The sequence below is a fragment of the Variovorax paradoxus genome, assembly GCF_030815855.1.
Classification (GTDB): Bacteria; Pseudomonadota; Gammaproteobacteria; order Burkholderiales; family Burkholderiaceae_C; genus Variovorax; species Variovorax paradoxus_M.
The window spans coordinates 3,169,711-3,189,060 of sequence record NZ_JAUSXG010000001.1 but is presented as its reverse complement, the minus strand read 5'-3'; the positions used below and the strand labels follow the sequence as shown (position 1 = coordinate 3,189,060).

Sequence of the window (19,350 nt, the reverse complement as noted above, 5' to 3'; positions counted from 1 at the left end):
GAAAACAGGAGCTTCGATCATGCGTATCTACAACACCCAGCGCCGCATCCTCGTGACCGGAGGCGCGGGCTTCCTGGGCAGTCATCTCTGCGAGCGCCTGTTGGCGCAGGGGCACGACGTGCTGTGCGCCGACAACTTCTTTACCGGAACACGGCGCAACGTGGAGCACCTGCTCGGCAATCCGCATTTCGAGCTGATGCGCCATGACGTGACCTTTCCGCTGTACGTGGAGGTGGACCAGATCTACAACCTCGCATGCCCGGCGTCGCCCGTGCACTACCAGCACGACCCGGTGCAGACCACCAAGACCAGCGTTCACGGCGCCATCAACATGCTGGGCCTTGCGAAGCGCGTGCGCGCGCGCATTCTCCAGGCGTCGACCAGCGAGGTGTACGGCGACCCCGACGTGCATCCGCAGCCGGAGAGCTATTGGGGCAAGGTCAACCCCATCGGCGTTCGCAGCTGCTATGACGAAGGCAAGCGCTGCGCCGAGACGCTGTTCTTCGACTACCACCGCCAGCACCGCGTCGACATTCGCGTGGCGCGCATCTTCAATACCTACGGGCCGCGCATGCATCCGCGGGACGGACGCGTGGTGTCGAACTTCATCGTGCAGGCGCTGCGCGGTGACCCGATCACCATCTACGGCGAGGGCCTGCAGACGCGCAGCTTCTGCTTCGTCGACGACCTGGTGGAAGGGCTCAACCGCTTCATGGACGCTTCGGCCGGCGGCCCGGGGCCGGTGAACATCGGCAACCCGGTCGAGTTCACCGTGCGCGAGCTTGCGCAGCAGGTCATCCGGCTGACGGGCTCGTCGTCGAAGCTGACGTTTGCGCCGCTGCCCTCGGACGACCCGATGCAGCGCCGGCCCGACATCCGGCTCGCAAAGAAGATGTTCGGCTGGCAGCCGAGCGTGCAGCTCGAGGAGGGCCTGCGCAAGACCATCGAGTATTTCGATGGCCTGCTCTCGGCCGGTGAACTGTCGCCGGCTCAGCTCGCGGGCATGCGCGACGGCGCCGTGGTTCCGGCGGCCGCGAAAGGCAAGACGGTGCACGCCCGGTTCGACGCATAGCGGCGCACCATGCCCGCGCAGAACTCGGCGAATTCCTCGGGTTGCTGCGGCGGGCTGGTGTGGTGCGGCGCAATGCCGCGGTGTTCGGGCGTGAAGCAGAAGGTGAGGGTGACGTCGAAATCTTCCAGCGCACGCATCTGGCGGTCGAACCATCGCTCGGCGTTCGGGCGGAAGCTGTCGGCCCAGCTGAGCCCCGTGCGCAGATGGCGCACGCCCAGCCGTTCGAGCCAGCGCACCGCCTCGTCGAGGCGGTGGTCTTCGAAGTGGAACCACTGGCAGATGCCCATCGCGGGCGTGTAGCTGGCGAATTGCTCGCACGCGATCTTGGGCGTGCCGTCTTCACGCAGCAGCCCCATGTGAAAGTGCCGGTAGTAGCTCGACCCTTCGGCCTCGCGGTGCCGCGTGGTCGCGGGCCAGGCCTGGGGCAGGTCGTAGAGCGAATACCAGAAGATGCGCGGCACGCGGCCGATCAGCAGCTCGGCCGTGCGGCGCAAGCCGAACTCCTGCACCTCTTCGGCGCCGAAGGTCGAGACGCCGACCTCGGTCACCCACACCGGCAGGTGCGTCACCGCCTCGATCTCGGCGATGCGGCGCGGCCATTCGTGGATCTGCCAGTTGTTCCAGTCGAGCGGAAAGCCGTGCACCGCCACCGCGTCGAGCCCGTCGAGCACGCCGCGGTCGCGCAAGCCCGCCATGAAGTGCGCGTCGATGGGCGAGATGCCGCCGAGCACCTGCGTGAGCGTGCTGTTCTCCGCGCGCACCGCGCTCGAGGCCAGCTTGACCATCTGCGCATAGGCCGACCAGTCGGGGTCGAGTTCGAGGTCCCAGTGCGACTTGTTGTTGGGTTCGTTCCAGAACTTGACGGCTTCGATCATGCGAGCTTGCTCCTCTTCGCATGGCGCGGGGCCGGTTCGTGCGCATGGGCTTTGCGCTCGGGCGGCGCCGCGGCCTCGGCATCGCCGCGAATGAACGCCTCCACCAGTTCGCGGGCCTCGTCGTCGGTGAACTGCTGCGGCGGCGACTTCATGAAGTAGCTCGAAGGCGCCAGCACCGCGCCGCCCACGCCGCGGTCGAGCGCGAGCTTGGCGCAGCGCACCGCGTCGATCACCACGCCGGCGGAGTTCGGCGAATCCCACACCTCGAGCTTCACCTCGCACTGGAGCGGCACGTTGCCGAAGGTGGTGCCTTCCATGCGGATGTAGCACCACTTGCGATCGGCAAGCCACGGTACGTGGTCGCTCGGCCCCACGTGCACGTCGGAACCCTTCATGGGGTGCCCGAGCTGGCTCGTGACGGCCTGCGTCTTCGAGATCTTCTTCGAGAGCAGGCGCTCGCGTTCGAGCATGTTGAGGAAGTCGGTGTTGCCGCCGAAGTTGAGTTGGTAGGTGCGGTCCAGCCGAACGCCGCGCTTCCTGAACAGGTCGGTCAGGATGCGATGCACGATGGTGGCGCCCACCTGCGACTTGATGTCGTCGCCGATGATCGGCAGGCCGCGCTCGGCAAAGCGCCGCTCCCATTCCGGCCGCGAGGCGATGAACACCGGCACGCAGTTGACGAAGGCGCAGCCGGCCTCCAGCACCTGCTCTGCGTACCACTGGGTGGCCTTCTCGGAGCCCACCGGCAGGTAAGAGACCACCACGTCGGTCTTCGTCTCCTTGAGGATCTTCGCCACGTTCTGCGCCCTGCCGGGTGCAAGTGGCACCACGTCCTTCAGGTAGGTGCCGATGCCGTCGTGCGTGGGTCCGCGGTGCACGGGTACGCCGAGCTTGGGCACATCGGCGAAGCGGATGGTGTTGTTGGGTGCCTCGTAGATGGCTTCTCCCAGGTCGCGGCCGACCTTGCGCGCATGCACGTCGAAGGCCGCGCTGAACTCGATGTCCGACGGGCGGTAGCCCGCCAGGTCGAGATGCATCAGACCGGGAATGAAGTCGGCGCCCTGGGTGTTGCCGTAGAAGTGGACACCCTGCACCAGCGAGGAGGCGCAGTTGCCCACACCGACGATCGCGACACGTACCTTGCTCATGTGAAAACCTTTTGCGAGTGCCGCCGCACGAGCGCGCGGCGGGCGTGATGAACCGAAGCCAAAGCTTTGTTGCTTGGCAATCTACGCTCGTTTGAGGCCCTGCGCGCGCCCGAAACACCCGCGATGCACATCACCAACTCAGCAGTGGCGTAACAGGGCAGCGCGCCTACACACAGGTAAGTACCTTCGCACATGAAGGCGGCAATTTTTCGACGAATTTCGAGCTTCGCCAGGGCGTTGGAAAACGATTTTCCTTTTCTCGACGCTTCGCCGGCGACTCAAACAAAAAGGGGTTTCATGTCGCAGCACATTCTCATCACCGGCGGCGCCGGTTTCATCGGCTCGCATCTTGCAGACGAGCTTCTCTCCCACGGTTATCGCGTTCGCGTTCTCGACAACCTTGCGCCTCAGGTGCACGGCGACAGTGGGCGCAGGCCGGACTACCTCGAGGCCGATGTGGAACTTGTCGTCGGCGATGTGTGCGACCCGGCAGCGGTGCGCAGTGCGCTCAAGGGCGTGGATGCGGTCTACCACTTCGCGTCGGCGGTGGGCGTGGGCCAGAGCATGTACGAGGTGGCGCACTACACGCGCATCAACAACCTCGGCACTGCGGTTCTGCTCGAAGCGCTGATCGAGAAGCCGGTGAAGAAATTGATCGTCGCGTCCAGCATGAGCCTGTACGGCGAAGGCCTCTACCGCACCGCGGGGGGCGAACTCCGCACGGTGCAGGAGCGCACGCTCGAGCAGCTGCGGCGCGGCGACTGGGAGTGGCGCGACGAGGACGGCCTGGCGTTGGTGCCCGCACCCACGCCCGAAGACAAGGCGCCCGCGCTCGCATCGGTGTATGCGCTGTCCAAGTTCGACCAGGAGCGCATGTGCCTGATGATCGGCCGCGCGTACAACATTCCGACCGCCGCGCTGCGTTTCTTCAACGCCTACGGCCCGCGCCAGGCGCTGTCGAACCCCTACACCGGCGTGCTCGCGATCTTTGCCTCGCGCCTGCTCAACGACAGCCCGCCGAAGATCTTCGAAGACGGCCACCAGCAGCGCGACTTCGTGAGCGTGTACGACATTGCGCGTGCCTCGCGGCTCGCGCTCGAAATGCCGGCGGCCGCCGGCGAAGTGTTCAACATCGGCAGCGGCGAAGCCTACAGCGTGCGCGACATCGCGCAGCGCGTGGCCGAGGCCGTGGGCAAGGAAAGCCTCGCGCCCGAGATCACCGGCAAGTACCGCGTCGGCGACATACGACATTGCTACGCGGACATATCCAAGGCGCGCCGGGTCCTGGGCTATTCGCCCCGCGTGAGCCTGGATGACGGCCTGGCCGAACTCGCGGCCTGGCTCGAAGGGCAAGCGGCCGTCGACCGCGTGGCGCAGGCGAGCGCCGAGCTTTCCGCCCGCGGGTTGGCCATATGAACAGCCGGGACCCCGTACTCACTCCCCGGCGCGCGCTCAACGGCAAGGATCGGGTCACGCTCATCACGGGTGGCGCGGGCTTCGTCGGAGCCAACCTCGCCCACCGGCTGCTGTCCGACGGGCGGTGCGTGCTGGTGTTCGACAACCTCTCGCGGCCCGGCGTGGAGCGCAATCTCGAGTGGCTTCGGCAGAACCACCCGACCCGGCTCGACGTGATGGTGGCGGACGTTCGCGATGCCGCCGCGGTGGAGCGCGCGGTGGCACGAGCCGACCATGTCTTTCACTTCGCGGCGCAGGTGGCGGTCACCACCAGCCTGGTCGATCCGCGCGAGGATTTTTCGGTCAACGCACTGGGCACGCTCAACGTGCTCGAGGCGGCCCGCGCGCAGCCGGTGCCGCCGTCGGTGCTGATGACCTCGACCAACAAGGTCTATGGCGGCCTCGAAGACGTCGAGCTCAAGCTTGAGGGCCAGCGCTACGAACCGGTGGCGCCGGACATTGCGAGCCACGGCATCTCGGAAGCGCGGCCGCTCGACTTCCACAGCCCCTACGGCTGCTCCAAGGGAACGGCCGACCAGTACGTGCACGACTATGCGCGCAGCTACGGCCTGAAGACCGTCGTCTTCCGCATGAGCTGCATCTACGGCCAGCGCCAGTTCGGCACCGAAGACCAGGGCTGGGTGGCGCACTTCCTGTTGCGCGCGCTCGACCGCGAGCCGATTACCCTGTTCGGCGACGGCAAGCAGGTGCGCGACATCCTGTTCGTCGACGACCTTGTCGACGCCTTCGTGCTGGCGCAGCGCCATATCGGCAAGCTCGCGGGCGGCGCCTTCAACATCGGCGGCGGCCCGCGCAACGTGATCAGCCTGCTCGACCTGCTCGACCAGATCGAAGCGCTCGACGGCAAGCGCCCCGAGACCACGTACGAAGACTGGCGCACCGGCGACCAGCGTTACTACGTCTCGGACACGCGCCGCTTCGAGGCGGCCACCGGCTGGCGGCCGGCCGTCGATGCGCGGCACGGCATCGAGCGCCTGCACCAGTGGCTGCGCGAGATGCGCGCCCAGCCGGCCTCCGTCCGCAAGGCCGCACAGCGCGGCGTCGTGCTGGCAGCGGCCGGGAGGTGAGCATGTTCGCAAGCGTCATTGCTTCGCCGGGACAGGCGGTCGTGCGGCGGGTGGAAACGCCCGAGCCGGCCGCCGGGCAGGTGCTGCTGAAGCTGGAGGGCTCGGGCGTCTGCGCCTCCAGCCTGCCGCTGTGGGAGGGCCGCTCGTGGTTCGAATACCCGCAGCCCGCGGGCGCGCCGGGGCACGAAGGCTGGGGCCGCGTGGCCGCGGTGGGCGAGGGCGTCGAAGGCCTGGCCATCGGCGACCGCGTGGCCGCGCTCACTTACCGCGCGCATGCCGAGTACGACGTGGCCGATGCGGGCGCGGTGGTGCCGTTGCCGGCCTCGCTCGCCGATGTGGCCATGCCCGGCGAGCCGCTGGGCTGCGCGGTCAACATCTTCCGGCGCAGCGACATCCAGGCCGGCCAGACCGTGGCCATCGTCGGCATCGGGTTTCTGGGTGCCATCCTCACGCGGCTCGCCGCGCGGGCGGGTGCACGGGTCATCGCCATCTCGCGCCGGCCCTTCGCACTCGAAGTGGCGCGCGAAGCCGGCGCCGAGCACACCCTCGCGATGGACGACCACTGGCGCATCCTCGACGAGGTCAAGCGCCTCACCGGCGAGCAGATGTGCGAGCGCACCATCGAGGCGGTCGGCCTGCAGTGGCCGCTCGACCTTGCGGGCGAGCTCACCGGCGAGCGCGGCCGCCTCGTCGTCGCGGGCTACCACCAGGACGGAACGCGCCAGGTCAACATGCAGATGTGGAACTGGCGCGGCATCGACGTGATCAACGCGCACGAGCGCGACCCGCGCATGTACGTGCAGGGCATTCGCGAAGCCGTCGACATGATGGCGGCGGGCGTGCTCGACGCGGAACCGCTCTTCACCCACCGCCTGCCGCTCGACCGGCTGGGCGAGGCGCTCGAGCTCACGCGCACGCGGCCCGACGGGTTCCTGAAAGCGGTGGTGACCACGTGAGGGCGGCGCACGCCATGAACGCGCTGGACCCCGGCCCGGCGTCCGGCGCCGGGGCTGCGCTGGCCAGCGCGCTTCGCAAACCGCGGCTGGGCTTCCTCGGCGTCGGATGGATCGGCAGGAACCGCATGGAAGCCATTGCAAAGGATGGCGCGGCGGAGATTGCCGCCATCGCCGATGCGCATGACGACGCACGCGAAGCCGCATGCGCGCTGGCGCCCGGCGCGGCCAGCTTACATTCGCTCGATGCGCTGCTCGAACACGAGCTCGACGGCCTCGTGATCGCCACGCCGAGCGCGCTTCATGCCCGGCAGGCCGAAGCGGCGCTTGCGCGCGGCATGGCGGTGTTCTGCCAGAAGCCGCTGGCGCGCACCACCGAGGAGACCCGTGGCGTGATCGATGCGGCGCGGCGCGCCAACCGGTTGCTGGGCGTCGACCTGTCGTACCGGCGCACGGCAGGCATGCAGCGCATTCGCGAGCTCGTCTCGGCCGGGGACATCGGCGACGTCTATGCCATCGACCTCGTGTTCCACAACGCCTACGGACCCGACAAGCCGTGGTTTCGCGATCCGGTGCTTTCCGGTGGCGGCTGCGTGATCGACCTCGGCATTCACATGGTCGACCTGGCGCTGTGGACGCTGGGCTTTCCGCGCGTCGAGGCGGTATCGAGCCGCCTGCATGCGGGCGGCCGGCGTCTCGCGCTGCCGTCGGCCGTGGTCGAAGACCATGCGGTGGCGCAGATCGACCTCGCGGGCGGCTGCGTGGTGCGGCTCGCGTGCTCCTGGAACCTGCCGGCCGGCCGGGACGCCGTCATCGAGGCCAGCTTTCACGGCACGCGCGGCGGCGCCTCGTTTCGCAACGTGGGCGGCTCGTTCTACGATTTCGTCGCTGAGCGCTTCGACGGCACGCGCGCAATGCCGCTCGCTTCGCCGCCCGACGATTGGGGTGGCCGCGCCGCCGTGCACTGGGCCCGCGCTCTCGCGAACGGCGGCGCCTTCGATCCCGAGATCGAGCGCCTGGTGGAAGTTGCAGCGGTACTGGATGCGATCTATGAACGCTGACGCGCTGCCCCACACGCCAGAGCGCGCGCCACCCCATGTGCCGCAGCACGTGCTGATGACAACCGACACCGTCGGCGGCGTCTGGAGCCACGCCCTGGAGCTTGCGGCCGGGCTCGGCGAGGGGGGCGTGCGTGTCTCGCTGGCCACCATGGGCGCGCCGCTCACGCCGGTGCAGCGCGCGCAGGCCGCATCGCTCCCTGGTCTGCAACTGCACGAGAGCGATTGGCGCCTCGAGTGGATGAACGAGCCATGGGACGACGTGCGGCGCGCAGGCGATTGGCTTCTGGGGCTCGAGCGCGCCGTGCAGCCCGACGTCGTTCACCTGAACCAGTTCGCGTTCGGCGCACTGCCGTTCGCCGCGCCGAAGCTCGTGGTCGCGCATTCGTGCGTGGCGTCCTGGTGGCGCGCGGTGCATCGCCAGCTCGCGCCGGCGGGTTGGGACACCTACCGGAAGGCCGTGCGGCAGGGGCTGGACGGCGCCGACGTTGTCGGCGCACCGACGGAAGCCATGCTGTCGTCGCTGGCCCTCGACTACGGCTACATCGAGGGAGGCCTCGTGCTCCCCAACGGCCGCAGCCCCGCGATGTTCGTTCCGGGCGACAAGGAGCCGGTCGTTCTCTCGGCCGGGCGGCTGTGGGACGCGGCCAAGAACCTGGCGGCGCTGCAGGCCGTCGCCACGCGGTTGCTCTGGCCCGTGTGCGTGGCCGGATCTGCCTCACCGCCCGGCGCCGGCGAGTGCGGCATTCAAGCGCCCGGCGTGCTGTGGCTCGGCGAACTGGCGCCCGATGCGCTGGCGGCGCAGTTCTCGCGCGCATCGATCTATGCCTTGCCTGCGCGCTACGAGCCGTTCGGGCTCACGGCGCTGGAGGCTGCGCTGTCGCAGTGCGCGCTGGTGCTGGGCGACGTGCCCAGCCTGCGCGAGGTCTGGGGCGATGCCGCGCTGTATGTGCAGCCCGAGGACCACGAGGCCTTGCACGCCGCACTGATGCGGTTGATCGACGACCCGCCCTTGCGGCAGCAGATGGCGCTGAAGGCATGGGAGCGCGCGCGGCATTTCACGCCGGCGCGCATGGTGGATGCCTACCTGTCGGCCTACGCCCGTTTGCTCGCGCCCGCGGCGCCGCGCACGGCGGGCGCCAGGCGGACTCGAAGGAAAGCCAAGGAGCCCGCATGCGCTTCGTGATGTTCTGCCATTCGCTCGTTTCCGACTGGAACCACGGCAACGCTCATTTCCTGCGCGGCATCTGCAGCGAACTGCTCGCGCGCGGCCATGAGCTTGCGGTGTATGAGCCGCTCGGCGCATGGAGCCGAACCAACCTCGAGGCCGAGCACGGCAAGGCACCGCTCGAAGAATTCGCGCGCGTGTACCCGGAGCTTCACAGCACCGCCTGCGACCCCGCCACGCTCGATCTCGACGAGGCGCTGGAAGGCGCGGACGTGGTGCTGGTGCACGAATGGAACGACCACGCACTGGTGCGCCGCATCGGCCTCCACCGGCGCGATGGGGGGCGCTACCGGCTGTTCTTTCACGACACGCACCACCGCTCGGTGACCGACGAGAAAAGCATGGCCGGCTACGACCTCTCGCACTACGACGGCGTGCTGGCCTTCGGCAACGTGATTCGCGACCTGTACCGCAAGAAGGGCTGGGCGCGCCGCGCCTGGACCTGGCATGAAGCCGCCGACGCGCGGCACTTTCATCCGATACCGGACGAGGTGGAAGAGGGCGACCTGGTCTGGATCGGCAACTGGGGCGACGACGAACGCGAGGCCGAGCTCGACGAATTCCTGCTCGGCCCCGTGCGCGATCTGCGCCTGAAGGCGCGGGTGCATGGTGTGCGCTACCCCGACCGGGCACTGGATCGTCTTCGCGCGGCCCGAATCCATTTCGGCGGCTGGCTGCCCAACTACCGCGCACCGCGCGTCTTCGCACGCCATCGCGTCACGGTGCACGTGCCGCGCAGGCCCTACGTCGAGGCGCTGCCGGGTATTCCGACCATTCGCGTGTTCGAGGCGCTGGCCTGCGGCATTCCGCTGGTCTCCGCGCCGTGGAACGATGCCGAAAGCCTGTTCACGCCGGGCCGCGATTTCCTGGTGGCACCGGATGGCGCGGCCATGCGGCGCCACCTGCGCGACGTGCTGCACGACAAGGACCTGGCGCGCGCATTGCGCGAACAGGGCCTGGAAACCGTGCTCGCGCGTCACACCTGCGCCCACCGCGTCGACGAACTGCTCGCCATTCACGCCGAACTCGAAGGCGAGCCCTCTCATCTCCGGAGCATTCCTGCATGAAGAAAAAAATGAACATCGCCTTTTTTGCCTCCAGCCTGGTGTCCGCCTACTGGAACGGTGCCGCCACCTATTACCGCGGCATGGTTCGCGCACTGCACGAGCGCGGCCACCGCGTGCGCTTCTACGAGCCCGATGCCTTCGGCCGGCAAAAGCACCGCGACATGGACGACCCCGATTGGGCGGAGGTCATCGTCTACCCCGGCGAGGGCGATGCCAACGCGCGCCGCATGGTCGAGCATGCGCGCGGCGCCGACCTGGTGGTCAAGGCCAGCGGCGTCGGCGTGTTCGATGCGCTGCTCGAAGAGGCCGTGCTCGATCTGCAAGGCCCGGGCACGCGCGTCGTGTTCTGGGATGTCGATGCACCCGCCACGCTCGACCGGCTGCAGGCCGATGCCTCGGACCCTTTTCATGCGCTGGTGCCGCGCTACGACATGGTGCTGACCTACGGCGGCGGCGATCCCGTGGTGCAGGCTTATCGCCGCGCCGGCGCGCGCGACTGCATTCCGATCTACAACGCGCTCGATCCGTCCACGCACCATCCGGTCGGCCCCGATCCGCGCTTCGAGGCTGACCTGGGCTTCCTCGGCAACCGCTTGCCCGACCGCGAGGCGCGCGTGGAGGAGTTCTTTCTTCGCGCCGCGAGCCTGTTGCCCGAGCGGCGCTTCCTGCTGGGCGGCAGCGGCTGGGACGACAAGCCCATGCCGTCCAACGTCCGCAATGTGGGCCATGTCTACACCGCCGACCACAACGCGTTCAACCGCACACCGATGGCCGTGCTGAATGTGAGCCGCGACAGCATGGCGCGCTACGGCTTCTCGCCGGCCACTCGCGTGTTCGAGGCGGCCGGCTCGGCCGCCTGCCTGATCACCGATGCGTGGGAAGGCATCGAGCTCTTTCTCGAACCCGGAAAGGAAGTGCTGGTGGCAGCCGATGGCGATGGCGTCGCAGCCCATGTGCGCCAGCTCGATGCCGTGGCGGCACGCCGCATCGGCGAGGCAGCCTGCCGGCGCGTGCTGGCGGAGCACACCTATGCGCACCGCGCGGCGCAACTGGAGGCGCTGCTCGAGGGCCGCGATGCCGTGCAGGCGCTGGAGGTGCTGGCATGAAGAGCCACGATGCGCCGCTCAAGATCGTCATCCTCGGGCTTTCGATCACCTCGTCGTGGGGCAACGGCCACGCCACCACGTACCGCGGCCTCGTGCGCGAACTCGTGCGGCGCGGGCATGACGTGCTGTTTCTCGAACGCGACGTGCCCTGGTATGCAGAGCATCGCGACCTGCCCCATCCTCCTTTCGGACGCACCGCGCTATATGCCGACCTGCCCGGCCTGCAGCGCGACCATGCGGCGCAGATCGGCGAGGCCGACCTGGTGATCGTCGGCTCGTTCGTGCCCGACGGTGTCGCGGTCGGCGACTGGGTGCAGTCCGAAGCGCCGGGCCGCACGGCCTTCTACGACATCGATACGCCGGTGACGCTGGCCGCGCTGGCACGCGGGGGCACCAGCTACCTCGAGGCGCGGCAGATCGCGGGCTACGACATGTACCTGTCCTTCACCGGCGGCCCCACGCTCGGCCGGCTGGAACGCGAATTCGGCTCGCCCGCGGCGCGCAAGCTCTACTGCTCGGTCGATCCCGAGCTGTATTACCCCGAGCCCGTGGCGCAGGACTGCGACCTCGGCTACATGGGCACCTACAGCGACGACCGGCAGCCGACGCTCGAAGCCCTGCTGCTTTCGCCCGCGCGGCAGTGGCCCGAGGGCCGCTTCGACGTGGCCGGAGCGCAGTATCCGCAGGGCATCGAGTGGCCGCCGAACGTGCGCTACATCGCGCATTTGCCGCCCGCGCAGCACCGCGCCTTCTACAACCGGCAGCGCTTCACGCTCAACGTGACCCGCGCCGACATGATCCAGGCCGGCTGGTCGCCCAGCGTGCGCATCTTCGAGGCGGCCGCATGCGGCACCCCGATCATCAGTGACCGCTGGGACGGCATCGAGTCGCTGCTCGTGCCGAGCGAAGAGATCTTTCTCGCCGATTCTCCCGGCGAGGTGCTGCGGCTCTTGCGCGACCTGCCGGACGAAGAGCGCCGGGCCGTGGGAGAGCGCGCGCGCCGGCGCATTCTGTCGGAGCACACCGCAGCCCATCGGGCCGCAGAACTCGAGGGCTACGCGCGCACGCTGCTGCAAGCGCGGGAACCCGCATGAACAGGAGGAGGCATGCCCATGCATAACCCAAAGTCGGCCGCCGCGCTCGCCGCCAACCAGGAACAGGGTTCCGTTCGCCAGCAGATCGAGGCGCTGGGTCCGTGGTTCCACAATCTGCACCTGCCGGGCGGCGTGCAGACGCTGCCCCATCATTTTCTAGGCGGCGACTTCCCGAACTTCAAGTGGCAGGAGATCAAGCCTTTCGTTCCCGAAGACCTCCGCGGATGGCGCGTACTCGACGTGGGCTGCAACGCCGGCTTCTACAGCTTCGAGCTCGCGCGGCGCGGCGCCTCGGTGCTGGGCATCGATGTCGATGCGCACTATCTCGCGCAGGCCCGGTGGGCCGCCGGACAGCTGGGGATGGCGTCGCAAGTGGAGTTTCGCGAAATGCAGGTGTACGACCTGGCGCGCTCCGACGAAAGCTTCGATCTGGTCTGGTTCATGGGCGTTTTCTATCACCTGCGCTATCCGCTGCTCGCGCTCGACCTGCTGGCTGCGCGGACACGCCGCATCATGATGTTCCAGACGCTCACCATGCCGGGAGACTCCGTCTACACCGACACGGCCGACTGCAGCATCGACAACCGCATGCCGCTGCTCGAAAGCGGCTGGCCGCGAATGGCCTTCATCGAGCACCGGCTGGCCAACGACCCGACCAACTGGTGGGCGCCCAACCATGCCGGCGTGGAGGCCATGCTGCGCTCCAGCGGCCTGCGCATCGAAGCCCGGCCGGGCCACGAGATCTACCTGTGCGTGCCCGACGCGCGGGCGCAGGGCGCGCGCGCCCTCTATGGTTCGCAGTACGAGTCGGCCACGGGAGTGATCCGTGGCGGCGGCTGAATCGCGCCCACCCGGCCGGAGCGACGAGCCGCCCGTTGCGGCTGTCGTCGACCGCAACATTGCCGCGCTGGTAAGACGGCGCCAGCAGCAGAAGATTTCCACCGGACTGCAGGACAGGATGGCCGACGCCATTACCCGTTTCGCGGGCAGCATGAGGTTCGTGTACCTGCACCTCTTGATCTACGGCGGATGGATCGTGGTCAACCTCGGGTGGGTGCCCATGGTGCGCGCCTTCGATCCGACCTTCGTGGTGCTGGCCATGGTCGCGTCGGTCGAGGCCATCTTCATCTCGACCTTCGTGATGATCAGCCAGAACCGCATGGCCGCGCTTGCGGACCAGCGCGCCGACCTCGATCTTCAGATCAGTCTTCTGGGCGAGCACGAGATCACGAAGATCATGACGCTGGTCGCGGAGATCGCCAAGCGCATGGAAATTCCGGCTGCGCACGACCCGGAGCTCGACGAACTCCGCGAGAACGTTTCGCCGGACCGGGTGCTCGACCGCATCGAGCATCCGTCGAAAGAACCCGGGCAGCCGGACGGGTAGGGCGGCCCTACAGCGGGGCCGCACTTGTCTTTCTTTCTTACTTCTTGCCGATGACCTGCTGCGCGGTGGTCAGGTGGCCGTGAACCACGGGCAGCGTCTTGGCCGCATAGGCTTTCAGGTCCGGGTCGGCCGCGTTGCGCTGCACCTTCTCCAGCATCTCGTGCGTCTTCTTGTGGTCGGAAAGGCCCGCCATCGACATGTACTGCTTGTCGAAGGTCTCGCCGCTCAGGGCCTTCAGCGCGGTAGCGGTGCCCTTGTGCTTCGCGTCGGGTTCGGTCGGCAGCTCCACGCCTTTCTTCGAGGCGATTTCCTGCAGTTCGCTCAAGGCCTTGCTGTGGTCGTCGACCATGGTCTTGCCGAACTGCTTCACCTCGTCCTTCGACGCCTTTTCCTGTGCCAGCTTTCCGGTTTCTATTTCCGCGATGTTGGCTTGCGCGATGTCTCTCATCATGCGCTGGTCCGCCTTGGAGGGCTTGCCTGCGGGGTCCGACTTGCCGGCCGCGCTTCGCGTGCCGGTGGCCTGCTCGCCGCGGGAGTTGGCGCTCTGGGCCGCGGCAGGAAGACCCGCCGTGAGTGCGCAGGCGGCCATCGCGGCAGCGCCGAGCCGGAATGCAGTGCGTTGAATGGTCATCGATGTTCTCCTTGAACGATGGTGTTTTCAGGCCCGCCCGGTAGAGCGGGGGCTCCGCTTCCTGCGTGGCAACGCGCGTGCCTGCGCGGATGCAGGCATGCCGCTTGCTGCGCACGAGGCTCTGCTTCCTTCCCTTCAACGCTCGGGTGTCCTCTCATGAAAAGATCGCAGCCACGTGCGGGCCATGCCAGCGAGTGCTATGAACTGCTCGAATTCCTCTGCCGCCGGCAGATGCCCGTGGTGTGCTCGGAGCCCGACGACATCCACAGGATTCTTGCGCTGCGAAGCGCGTCGCTGCTCCAGGCGTCGACCGAGCCGACGGTCGTGCTGCGCACGGGCGAGCGAAGAATCGAACGCGCGATCGTCACGGCGATCACGGCCGAAGGCCGCGCCGCCTGCATGATGCGCAGTGCAATGGCCCTTCCTGCCGGGCGGCGCTGACTGGCTGCCCGCGCCGCGCTGTCCAGGCATCTTTTGCGGCAAGCGTTTCCACGCTGCGCCGGGTGCGCATTTCAGAGCTGCCCCTGGCCGTCGCCCGTGCGGTCGTGCACCCAGCGCATGGCTTGCTGCTGCGCATGCCGAAGCGCCTCTGCCTCCGTGGCGTAGGCGATCTCGTCGGTGTCGTCGGGCAGCATCGTTTCCTCCGCGCCCGGTTGCTGGCCGAGGCAGACCACTTCGGGGCGGTACACGCCCGTGGCCATGCGGCGGGCGCCATAGGCGAAGCGCCAGCCCCTGTAGAGGAAGATGTGGCGTTGCGCTTCGTTCATTGCGGGTGCTCCGATTCGGATGGGTCGACATTGCGAACCGCGCGCCAGCCGGCGGGCGTCAGCGCCCGCACTTCGCCGAACTGCTCCGCGCAGGAATCGGGCGGATAGAAGCGGGCGTCGACATGCCCGGTTGCCGCGAGCTGCCGCAGCACGCGCACCTTGGAGGGCCGTGCCACGAAGACGGGAAGGCGCAGGCGGGCCAGCCTTGCAAGATAGCGGTAAGACATGCCGATGTCCTTATGTCCTTTACTGCATCGCGGCTTCTGCGCCGCCAGAGCGTTGAGCTTCGCCGTCCGCCAAGCCGAGAGCGCTGCGGCCGTCGGGCGTCAGTGCGAGAAAGCGGGCCACCTCGCGCCCGCCGGTGCCGGGCTTGAGCGTCAGGGCCACGACCAGGCCCGCGGCCCGCAGCACCAGGAGGTTGTCGACGTCCTGTGGACGGGTCAGTGTCAGAGGAGGGGTGCACTTCGAGAGCGCTCGCAGGAATTCGATGGACATGGTGTCTCCTTGTGCCGATGGCGCCGACGTAAACCGCGGCGCTCTGGACAACCGGCTAGGCCGGTGCTCCCATTTCTCCGCCTTGGGCGCGGCGGCGCTCGAAGGGGTCGATGTTCATGCTCTGGCGATACTTGGTGACGGTGCGGCGCGCAATGCGGAAGCCTTGCTGTGCCAACTGACGCGCCAGCGCCGCATCGCTCAGCGGTGCCACGGGTTTTTCGACCGCGATGAGTTCGCGGATCAGGCCCTGCAGCGCCACCGGCGCACTCGCGCCGCCGGCCGCGTGGTTCAGGCCGCGCGAGAAGAAGTGCTGCAACTCGAAGATGCCGGCCGGCGTGGCCATGTACTTGTTGTGCACGGTGCGCGACACCGTGGATGGATGCACGCCCACTTCCTCCGCGATCTCGCGCAGGCCCAGCGGCTTCATGGCGAGCGGGCCGTGCTCGAAGAACATCTTCTGCCGCGCGACGATGGCGCGCGCCACGTCGAGAATGGTGGATGCGCGCTGCGACACGCTGCCGACCATCCAGCGCGCCTGCTCCAGGCATTCCTTCATCGCGGTGCACTGTGCGCCGTGCTTCTCGAGCAGTTGCGCGTAGCCCGTGTTCAGCTTCACGCGGGGCAGGGCGCTGGCGTTGAGCGAGGTTCTCCATGCACCGCGCACTTTCTTCACGGTGACGTCGGGTATCACGATGCGCGAAGCGGTCTCGCCGAACTGCCAGCCCGGATGCGGGTTCAGGCGCCGGATGCAGTCGATGGCGCACTGCACCTCCTGCGCGGACGCGTCGAGCGCCTTGGCCAGCTTGCCGGCATCGTGCGCCGCAAGCAGGCCGATGTGGCCCTCCAGAATCCGGCGCGCGAGTCGGCGGGTGCCTTCGCTCGCGTGGTTCGACGCGGCATCGAGCTGCAGGCAGAGGCACTCGGCGACGTCGCGCGCCGCCACGCCGGCGGGGTCGAGCGCTTGCACGCGCCGCAGGGCGGTGCGCAGCTCGCGTTCGGCATCGGCGCCGGTTTCTCCCAGCGCAGCGCCGATGTCTTCGAGCGAAATTCGCAAGTAGCCGTCATCGTCCAGCGCCTCGACCAGCGCGCGGGCAAACGCCATCTCGCGCGCCGACAGGCGCAGCACGCCGAGCTGCCCGTGCAAGTGGGTGCGCAGCGAATCGGGCAAGGGCACGCGCTGCATCAGGTCGAAGCTCTCGTCGTGCGACAGGTGCCGCTCGCCCGAGGCGGGGGCCGCGGTGATTCTGTCGAACGCGGCGGCGGCTTCGATGTCCGCGGCGGCATCGAGTTCGGATCCGGCCGGCGCGGCCGTGGCGACGTCGTCTTGCGCGGCCGTGTCGATTTCGAGAAAGGGGTTCAGTTCGGCCGCATCGCGCAGCGCTTGCGCGTACTCCTGCGATGACATCTGCAGCAGCCGCACGGCATGCTGCAGCCGGGGCGAGAAGACAGGCGCCTGCACTTGGCGGGCCTGCAAGACAATCGACGTGTTCATGGTTCTCCGTAGCCTCCGATCCTTGGCGGCGGGAATGCAGCGCAACGGTCGTGCCAGGGCGATTCCCTCCCGGAGGGCTTGAAAATTACTTTAAAAGTTCACAGAATCGCCGGCTGACCGACGCCGCCTGCCAGCCTTGCGGCAAATCTTGCGGTTCTCCCGGGGAAGACAGGAACAGGGACCTTGTCGCAAACTCCGCGCTATGAAAAATTCATTGGGGGAAGCCGGTGAACATCCGGCATGCACGGCAATGCTGGTCGCCGCTTGCGCCGCGCTCGCGGGCCTGGGCCTTCTGTGCCGGCAGAAAGATCGGTCCGCGCGGGCCGCGAACGAGATGCTGACGATCCATCACGCGCGCCAGGCCCGGCAGATTCTTCGGGCGCAACGCCTCGAACACGATCTGCGAAGCCCGGTGGGCGCCATGGCGGTGGCGCTGGAGCTTTTGCGGACCGCCGACGACAGCGCCACGCAGCTCGAAGCCATCGAGGTGCTCGAGCGGCAGGTCGCGCGTATGACGTCTCTGACAGAGCAAGTGCACGAATTCGCACAGAGCTTGAACGATTGAACCGTCCGGAGCGCTCTCGCCGAGAGCGCAAGATTCGAATCATGGGAGATGGGTGCGCGCGGAGCGTTGAAAACGCACGCATCCGCAGCGCAGCACGGGCACCGAGCCAGGAACGAAGTTGAGCCACACACTCATTGTTGAAGACGACGAAGATTCGGCGAAGATGATCGCCGCCCTGGTCGCGCGCGAGGGGCACACGGTGATGTGCGCGCACTCGATCGCCGCCGCACGCCGGCTTATTGCGATGCAGCGGCCCGATCTGCTGCTGCTCGACCTGCATCTGCCGGACGGGAGCGGGTTCGATCTGCTGAACGATCCCGAGATCGTGAGCGACACCATGCTGATCCTGATGACGGGGCAGGCGAGTCTCGAAACCTCCATCAAGGCCTTACGGCTCGGCGCTGCCGACTACCTCGTCAAGCCCATCAATCCGCAGCATCTGAAGGGCCTGCTGTCGCGCCTGATCGCCCCGTCGCAATTGCGCGCCGAGCTCGACGAGGTGCAGGAACTGTGGCGCGAGACCGGACAGTTCGGTCACATCATCGGCCGCTCGCAGCCCATGCAGCGTGTCTACCCGGCAGATCTCGCGGGTGGCCGGCACGGCCGTCACGGTATTCATTCATGGCGAAAGCGGCACGGGCAAGGAGCTCGTGGCCCGCGCCGTGCACGACCTGAGCCGGCGGCGCGAGCAACCGTTTCTCGCGGTGAACTGCGGCGCGTTGTCGCCGCATCTCATCGAGAGCGAAATCTTCGGCCACGAGCGCGGCAGTTTCACCGGCGCGGAGCGCCAGCACCAGGGCTTTTTCGAGCGTGCCCACGGTGGCACGCTGTTCCTCGACGAGGTGACCGAAATGCCGCCCGAACTGCAGGTGAAACTGCTGCGCGTGCTGGAAAGCGGCACCTTCATGCGGGTCGGTTCCACGCAGGTGCAGCAGACCGACGTGCGCATCATCGCGGCGACCAACCGCGACGCCGCCGAGGCGGTGGCGCGCGGCACCATGAGGGAAGACCTGCTGTACCGCCTCAACGTGTTTCCGATTGCGCTGCCGCCCTTGCGGGAGCGCGGCGACGACGTGGCGCTCATTGCCACGAGCTTTCTGCAAGAGCTTGCGCGCCAGGAAGGCGGCACCAAGCATTTCACGCTAGGCGCGCTGGCGCGGTTGGCCGCGCATCGCTGGCCGGGCAATGTGCGCGAGCTGCGCAATGTGGTGCAGCGCGCCTGGGTGATGGCCTCCGGCAGCGAGATCGACGAGGAATGGCTCCCCGCCGGCGCAGGGCAAGGCCCCAGCCCCGGCCCGGGGCCCCGCGTCGAATTCGAGTCCGAGCCGCCGCGCAGCCAGGCCCTTGCGCCGCCGGCGCTCAATGGCCAGCGGCACGCCGTGGCAACGCCCCCGGATGCCGGCGAGAACCAGATCGTGGTCGAAGTGGGAACGCAACTCGCGGAGGTAGAACGGCGTGTCATTCTTGCCACCTACGAGCGCTGCGGCCGCCACAAGGAGCGCACGGCGGCGCTGCTCGGCATCAGCATGAAGACGCTCTACAACCGATTGAAGGAATACCAGCAATGAGAAGGTGCCTGCGGCTGCACCGGTGCATGCCGATGGGCGCATGAGGAATGGCCCGGCGCGGCTGCCGTGCGCATTCGTGCGCGATAGCGCTCCTTCCAGCTGCGCAGGCGCAATCTGTACGCCGCGGCGCCGGCGGGATCGAAGTCGGTTCCCAGATAGTTCGCCGGATTTTCACGGGGATGGCGGGCGAAATAGCTGCTGAGTTCATTCATGCGTATCTCCGGGTGCGTGAGGGTTTTCGTTCGGCGAAGTTCTCGCGTCAGGCGTTGGCCGACCGGCAAACTGCGTGCCGACCGGCGCC

Annotated in this window: 20 protein-coding genes and 1 pseudogene; 14 read left to right on the top strand and 7 right to left on the bottom strand. The window is 67.9% G+C overall.

Annotated elements, in window-relative coordinates:
* The first annotated feature begins 19 nt into the window (after positions 1-19).
* Entirely contained in the window at positions 20-1,072 is a 1,053-nt protein-coding gene (locus QFZ42_RS15025; RefSeq protein ID WP_307701721.1) for a UDP-glucuronic acid decarboxylase family protein, read from the top strand.
* Here the strand turns inward: QFZ42_RS15025 and QFZ42_RS15020 are convergent.
* Together QFZ42_RS15020 and QFZ42_RS15015 are read right to left on the bottom strand one after the other, a co-directional pair.
* Positions 991-1,947: a beta-xylosidase gene (locus QFZ42_RS15020; RefSeq protein WP_307701720.1), complete on the bottom strand. Its 957-nt coding sequence runs from the start codon at positions 1,945-1,947 to the stop codon at positions 991-993. The genes QFZ42_RS15025 and QFZ42_RS15020 overlap by 82 nt on opposite strands.
* Positions 1,944-3,095: an inositol-3-phosphate synthase gene (locus QFZ42_RS15015; protein WP_307701719.1), complete on the bottom strand. Its 1,152-nt coding sequence runs from the start codon at positions 3,093-3,095 to the stop codon at positions 1,944-1,946. Before QFZ42_RS15015 ends, QFZ42_RS15020 begins: the two co-directional genes overlap by 4 nt.
* Before the next feature lie 297 nt (positions 3,096-3,392).
* Here QFZ42_RS15015 and QFZ42_RS15010 point away from each other — a divergent pair, with 297 nt between their 5' ends.
* From QFZ42_RS15010 to QFZ42_RS14965, 10 genes are read left to right on the top strand one after another with little or no spacing between them, the layout of a single operon-like run.
* The gene (locus QFZ42_RS15010; protein ID WP_307701718.1) at positions 3,393-4,511 is read left to right on the top strand and encodes an NAD-dependent epimerase/dehydratase family protein; all 1,119 of its coding nucleotides are present in this window, start codon (positions 3,393-3,395) and stop codon (positions 4,509-4,511) included.
* The gene (locus QFZ42_RS15005) at positions 4,508-5,638 is read left to right on the top strand and encodes an NAD-dependent epimerase/dehydratase family protein (RefSeq protein WP_307701717.1); all 1,131 of its coding nucleotides are present in this window, start codon (positions 4,508-4,510) and stop codon (positions 5,636-5,638) included. Before QFZ42_RS15010 ends, QFZ42_RS15005 begins: the two co-directional genes overlap by 4 nt.
* 2 nt (positions 5,639-5,640) lie before the next feature.
* Complete coding sequence (locus QFZ42_RS15000) at positions 5,641-6,594, top strand: MDR/zinc-dependent alcohol dehydrogenase-like family protein (RefSeq protein WP_307701716.1); 954 nt, start codon at positions 5,641-5,643, stop codon at positions 6,592-6,594.
* A 14-nt stretch (positions 6,595-6,608) separates the two neighbouring features.
* A complete protein-coding gene (locus QFZ42_RS14995) occupies positions 6,609-7,652 on the top strand; it encodes a Gfo/Idh/MocA family protein (RefSeq protein ID WP_307701715.1) in 1,044 nt (347 codons plus the stop codon).
* A complete protein-coding gene (locus tag QFZ42_RS14990) occupies positions 7,642-8,835 on the top strand; it encodes a glycosyltransferase family 4 protein (RefSeq protein WP_307701714.1) in 1,194 nt (397 codons plus the stop codon). The genes QFZ42_RS14995 and QFZ42_RS14990 overlap by 11 nt, the downstream gene beginning before the upstream one ends.
* Positions 8,823-9,944: a CgeB family protein gene (locus QFZ42_RS14985; RefSeq protein WP_307701713.1), complete on the top strand. Its 1,122-nt coding sequence runs from the start codon at positions 8,823-8,825 to the stop codon at positions 9,942-9,944. Before QFZ42_RS14990 ends, QFZ42_RS14985 begins: the two co-directional genes overlap by 13 nt.
* A gap of 8 nt (positions 9,945-9,952) precedes the next feature.
* Entirely contained in the window at positions 9,953-11,050 is a 1,098-nt protein-coding gene (locus QFZ42_RS14980) for a CgeB family protein (RefSeq protein ID WP_307701712.1), read from the top strand.
* Positions 11,047-12,144, top strand: coding sequence for a CgeB family protein (locus QFZ42_RS14975; RefSeq protein ID WP_307701711.1), 1,098 nt, complete (start codon positions 11,047-11,049; stop codon positions 12,142-12,144). The genes QFZ42_RS14980 and QFZ42_RS14975 overlap by 4 nt, the downstream gene beginning before the upstream one ends.
* An 18-nt stretch (positions 12,145-12,162) precedes the next feature.
* Positions 12,163-12,984, top strand: coding sequence for a TIGR04290 family methyltransferase (locus QFZ42_RS14970; protein ID WP_307701710.1), 822 nt, complete (start codon positions 12,163-12,165; stop codon positions 12,982-12,984).
* Positions 12,971-13,531 carry a DUF1003 domain-containing protein gene (locus tag QFZ42_RS14965; protein WP_307701709.1) on the top strand — a complete coding sequence of 187 codons (561 nt, stop codon included), beginning with the start codon at positions 12,971-12,973 and terminating at the stop codon, positions 13,529-13,531. Before QFZ42_RS14970 ends, QFZ42_RS14965 begins: the two co-directional genes overlap by 14 nt.
* Positions 13,532-13,568: 37 nt before the next feature.
* Here the strand turns inward: QFZ42_RS14965 and QFZ42_RS14960 are convergent, their stop codons facing one another.
* Positions 13,569-14,162 (bottom strand): DUF4142 domain-containing protein, encoded by a 594-nt coding sequence (locus tag QFZ42_RS14960; protein ID WP_307701708.1) that lies wholly within the window; start codon positions 14,160-14,162, stop codon positions 13,569-13,571.
* A 156-nt stretch (positions 14,163-14,318) separates the two neighbouring features.
* Here QFZ42_RS14960 and QFZ42_RS14955 point away from each other — a divergent pair, with 156 nt between their 5' ends.
* A complete protein-coding gene (locus QFZ42_RS14955) occupies positions 14,319-14,603 on the top strand; it encodes a hypothetical protein (protein WP_307701707.1) in 285 nt (94 codons plus the stop codon).
* A 71-nt stretch (positions 14,604-14,674) separates the two neighbouring features.
* Here the strand turns inward: QFZ42_RS14955 and QFZ42_RS14950 are convergent, their stop codons facing one another.
* The 4 genes from QFZ42_RS14950 to rpoN are packed head-to-tail and all read right to left on the bottom strand — an operon-like array spanning position 14,675 to position 16,916.
* Complete coding sequence (locus QFZ42_RS14950) at positions 14,675-14,929, bottom strand: hypothetical protein (protein WP_307701706.1); 255 nt, start codon at positions 14,927-14,929, stop codon at positions 14,675-14,677.
* Complete coding sequence (locus tag QFZ42_RS14945; protein WP_307701705.1) at positions 14,926-15,156, bottom strand: hypothetical protein; 231 nt, start codon at positions 15,154-15,156, stop codon at positions 14,926-14,928. The genes QFZ42_RS14950 and QFZ42_RS14945 overlap by 4 nt, the downstream gene beginning before the upstream one ends.
* A 19-nt stretch (positions 15,157-15,175) precedes the next feature.
* Entirely contained in the window at positions 15,176-15,424 is a 249-nt protein-coding gene (locus QFZ42_RS14940; RefSeq protein ID WP_307701704.1) for a hypothetical protein, read from the bottom strand.
* A gap of 55 nt (positions 15,425-15,479) precedes the next feature.
* Positions 15,480-16,916, bottom strand: a complete 1,437-nt coding sequence (gene rpoN, locus QFZ42_RS14935) for an RNA polymerase factor sigma-54 (RefSeq protein WP_307701703.1) — start codon at positions 16,914-16,916, stop codon at positions 15,480-15,482.
* Positions 16,917-17,166: 250 nt separating this feature from the next.
* Here rpoN and QFZ42_RS14930 point away from each other — a divergent pair, with 250 nt between their 5' ends.
* Positions 17,167-17,481, top strand: coding sequence for a histidine kinase dimerization/phospho-acceptor domain-containing protein (locus QFZ42_RS14930; RefSeq protein ID WP_307701702.1), 315 nt, complete (start codon positions 17,167-17,169; stop codon positions 17,479-17,481).
* 118 nt (positions 17,482-17,599) lie between these two features.
* A pseudogene (locus QFZ42_RS14925) lies at positions 17,600-19,049 on the top strand (sigma-54-dependent transcriptional regulator).
* The last annotated feature ends 301 nt before the right edge of the window (positions 19,050-19,350 follow it).

Coding starts and splice junctions, on each gene's coding strand:
- QFZ42_RS14990 (WP_307701714.1), top strand. CDS start 7,642: ATGAACGCTGACGCGCTGCCCCACACGCCAGAGCGCGCGCCACCCCAT.
- QFZ42_RS14960 (WP_307701708.1), bottom strand. CDS start 14,162: ATGACCATTCAACGCACTGCATTCCGGCTCGGCGCTGCCGCGATGGCC.
- QFZ42_RS14945 (WP_307701705.1), bottom strand. CDS start 15,156: ATGTCTTACCGCTATCTTGCAAGGCTGGCCCGCCTGCGCCTTCCCGTC.
- QFZ42_RS14985 (WP_307701713.1), top strand. CDS start 8,823: ATGCGCTTCGTGATGTTCTGCCATTCGCTCGTTTCCGACTGGAACCAC.
- QFZ42_RS14980 (WP_307701712.1), top strand. CDS start 9,953: ATGAACATCGCCTTTTTTGCCTCCAGCCTGGTGTCCGCCTACTGGAAC.
- QFZ42_RS14995 (WP_307701715.1), top strand. CDS start 6,609: ATGAACGCGCTGGACCCCGGCCCGGCGTCCGGCGCCGGGGCTGCGCTG.
- QFZ42_RS15020 (WP_307701720.1), bottom strand. CDS start 1,947: ATGATCGAAGCCGTCAAGTTCTGGAACGAACCCAACAACAAGTCGCAC.
- QFZ42_RS15000 (WP_307701716.1), top strand. CDS start 5,641: ATGTTCGCAAGCGTCATTGCTTCGCCGGGACAGGCGGTCGTGCGGCGG.
- QFZ42_RS14955 (WP_307701707.1), top strand. CDS start 14,319: ATGAAAAGATCGCAGCCACGTGCGGGCCATGCCAGCGAGTGCTATGAA.
- QFZ42_RS14940 (WP_307701704.1), bottom strand. CDS start 15,424: ATGTCCATCGAATTCCTGCGAGCGCTCTCGAAGTGCACCCCTCCTCTG.
- QFZ42_RS15005 (WP_307701717.1), top strand. CDS start 4,508: ATGAACAGCCGGGACCCCGTACTCACTCCCCGGCGCGCGCTCAACGGC.
- QFZ42_RS15015 (WP_307701719.1), bottom strand. CDS start 3,095: ATGAGCAAGGTACGTGTCGCGATCGTCGGTGTGGGCAACTGCGCCTCC.
- QFZ42_RS14975 (WP_307701711.1), top strand. CDS start 11,047: ATGAAGAGCCACGATGCGCCGCTCAAGATCGTCATCCTCGGGCTTTCG.
- QFZ42_RS14930 (WP_307701702.1), top strand. CDS start 17,167: ATGCTGGTCGCCGCTTGCGCCGCGCTCGCGGGCCTGGGCCTTCTGTGC.
- rpoN (WP_307701703.1), bottom strand. CDS start 16,916: ATGAACACGTCGATTGTCTTGCAGGCCCGCCAAGTGCAGGCGCCTGTC.
- QFZ42_RS15010 (WP_307701718.1), top strand. CDS start 3,393: ATGTCGCAGCACATTCTCATCACCGGCGGCGCCGGTTTCATCGGCTCG.
- QFZ42_RS14970 (WP_307701710.1), top strand. CDS start 12,163: ATGCATAACCCAAAGTCGGCCGCCGCGCTCGCCGCCAACCAGGAACAG.
- QFZ42_RS14950 (WP_307701706.1), bottom strand. CDS start 14,929: ATGAACGAAGCGCAACGCCACATCTTCCTCTACAGGGGCTGGCGCTTC.
- QFZ42_RS15025 (WP_307701721.1), top strand. CDS start 20: ATGCGTATCTACAACACCCAGCGCCGCATCCTCGTGACCGGAGGCGCG.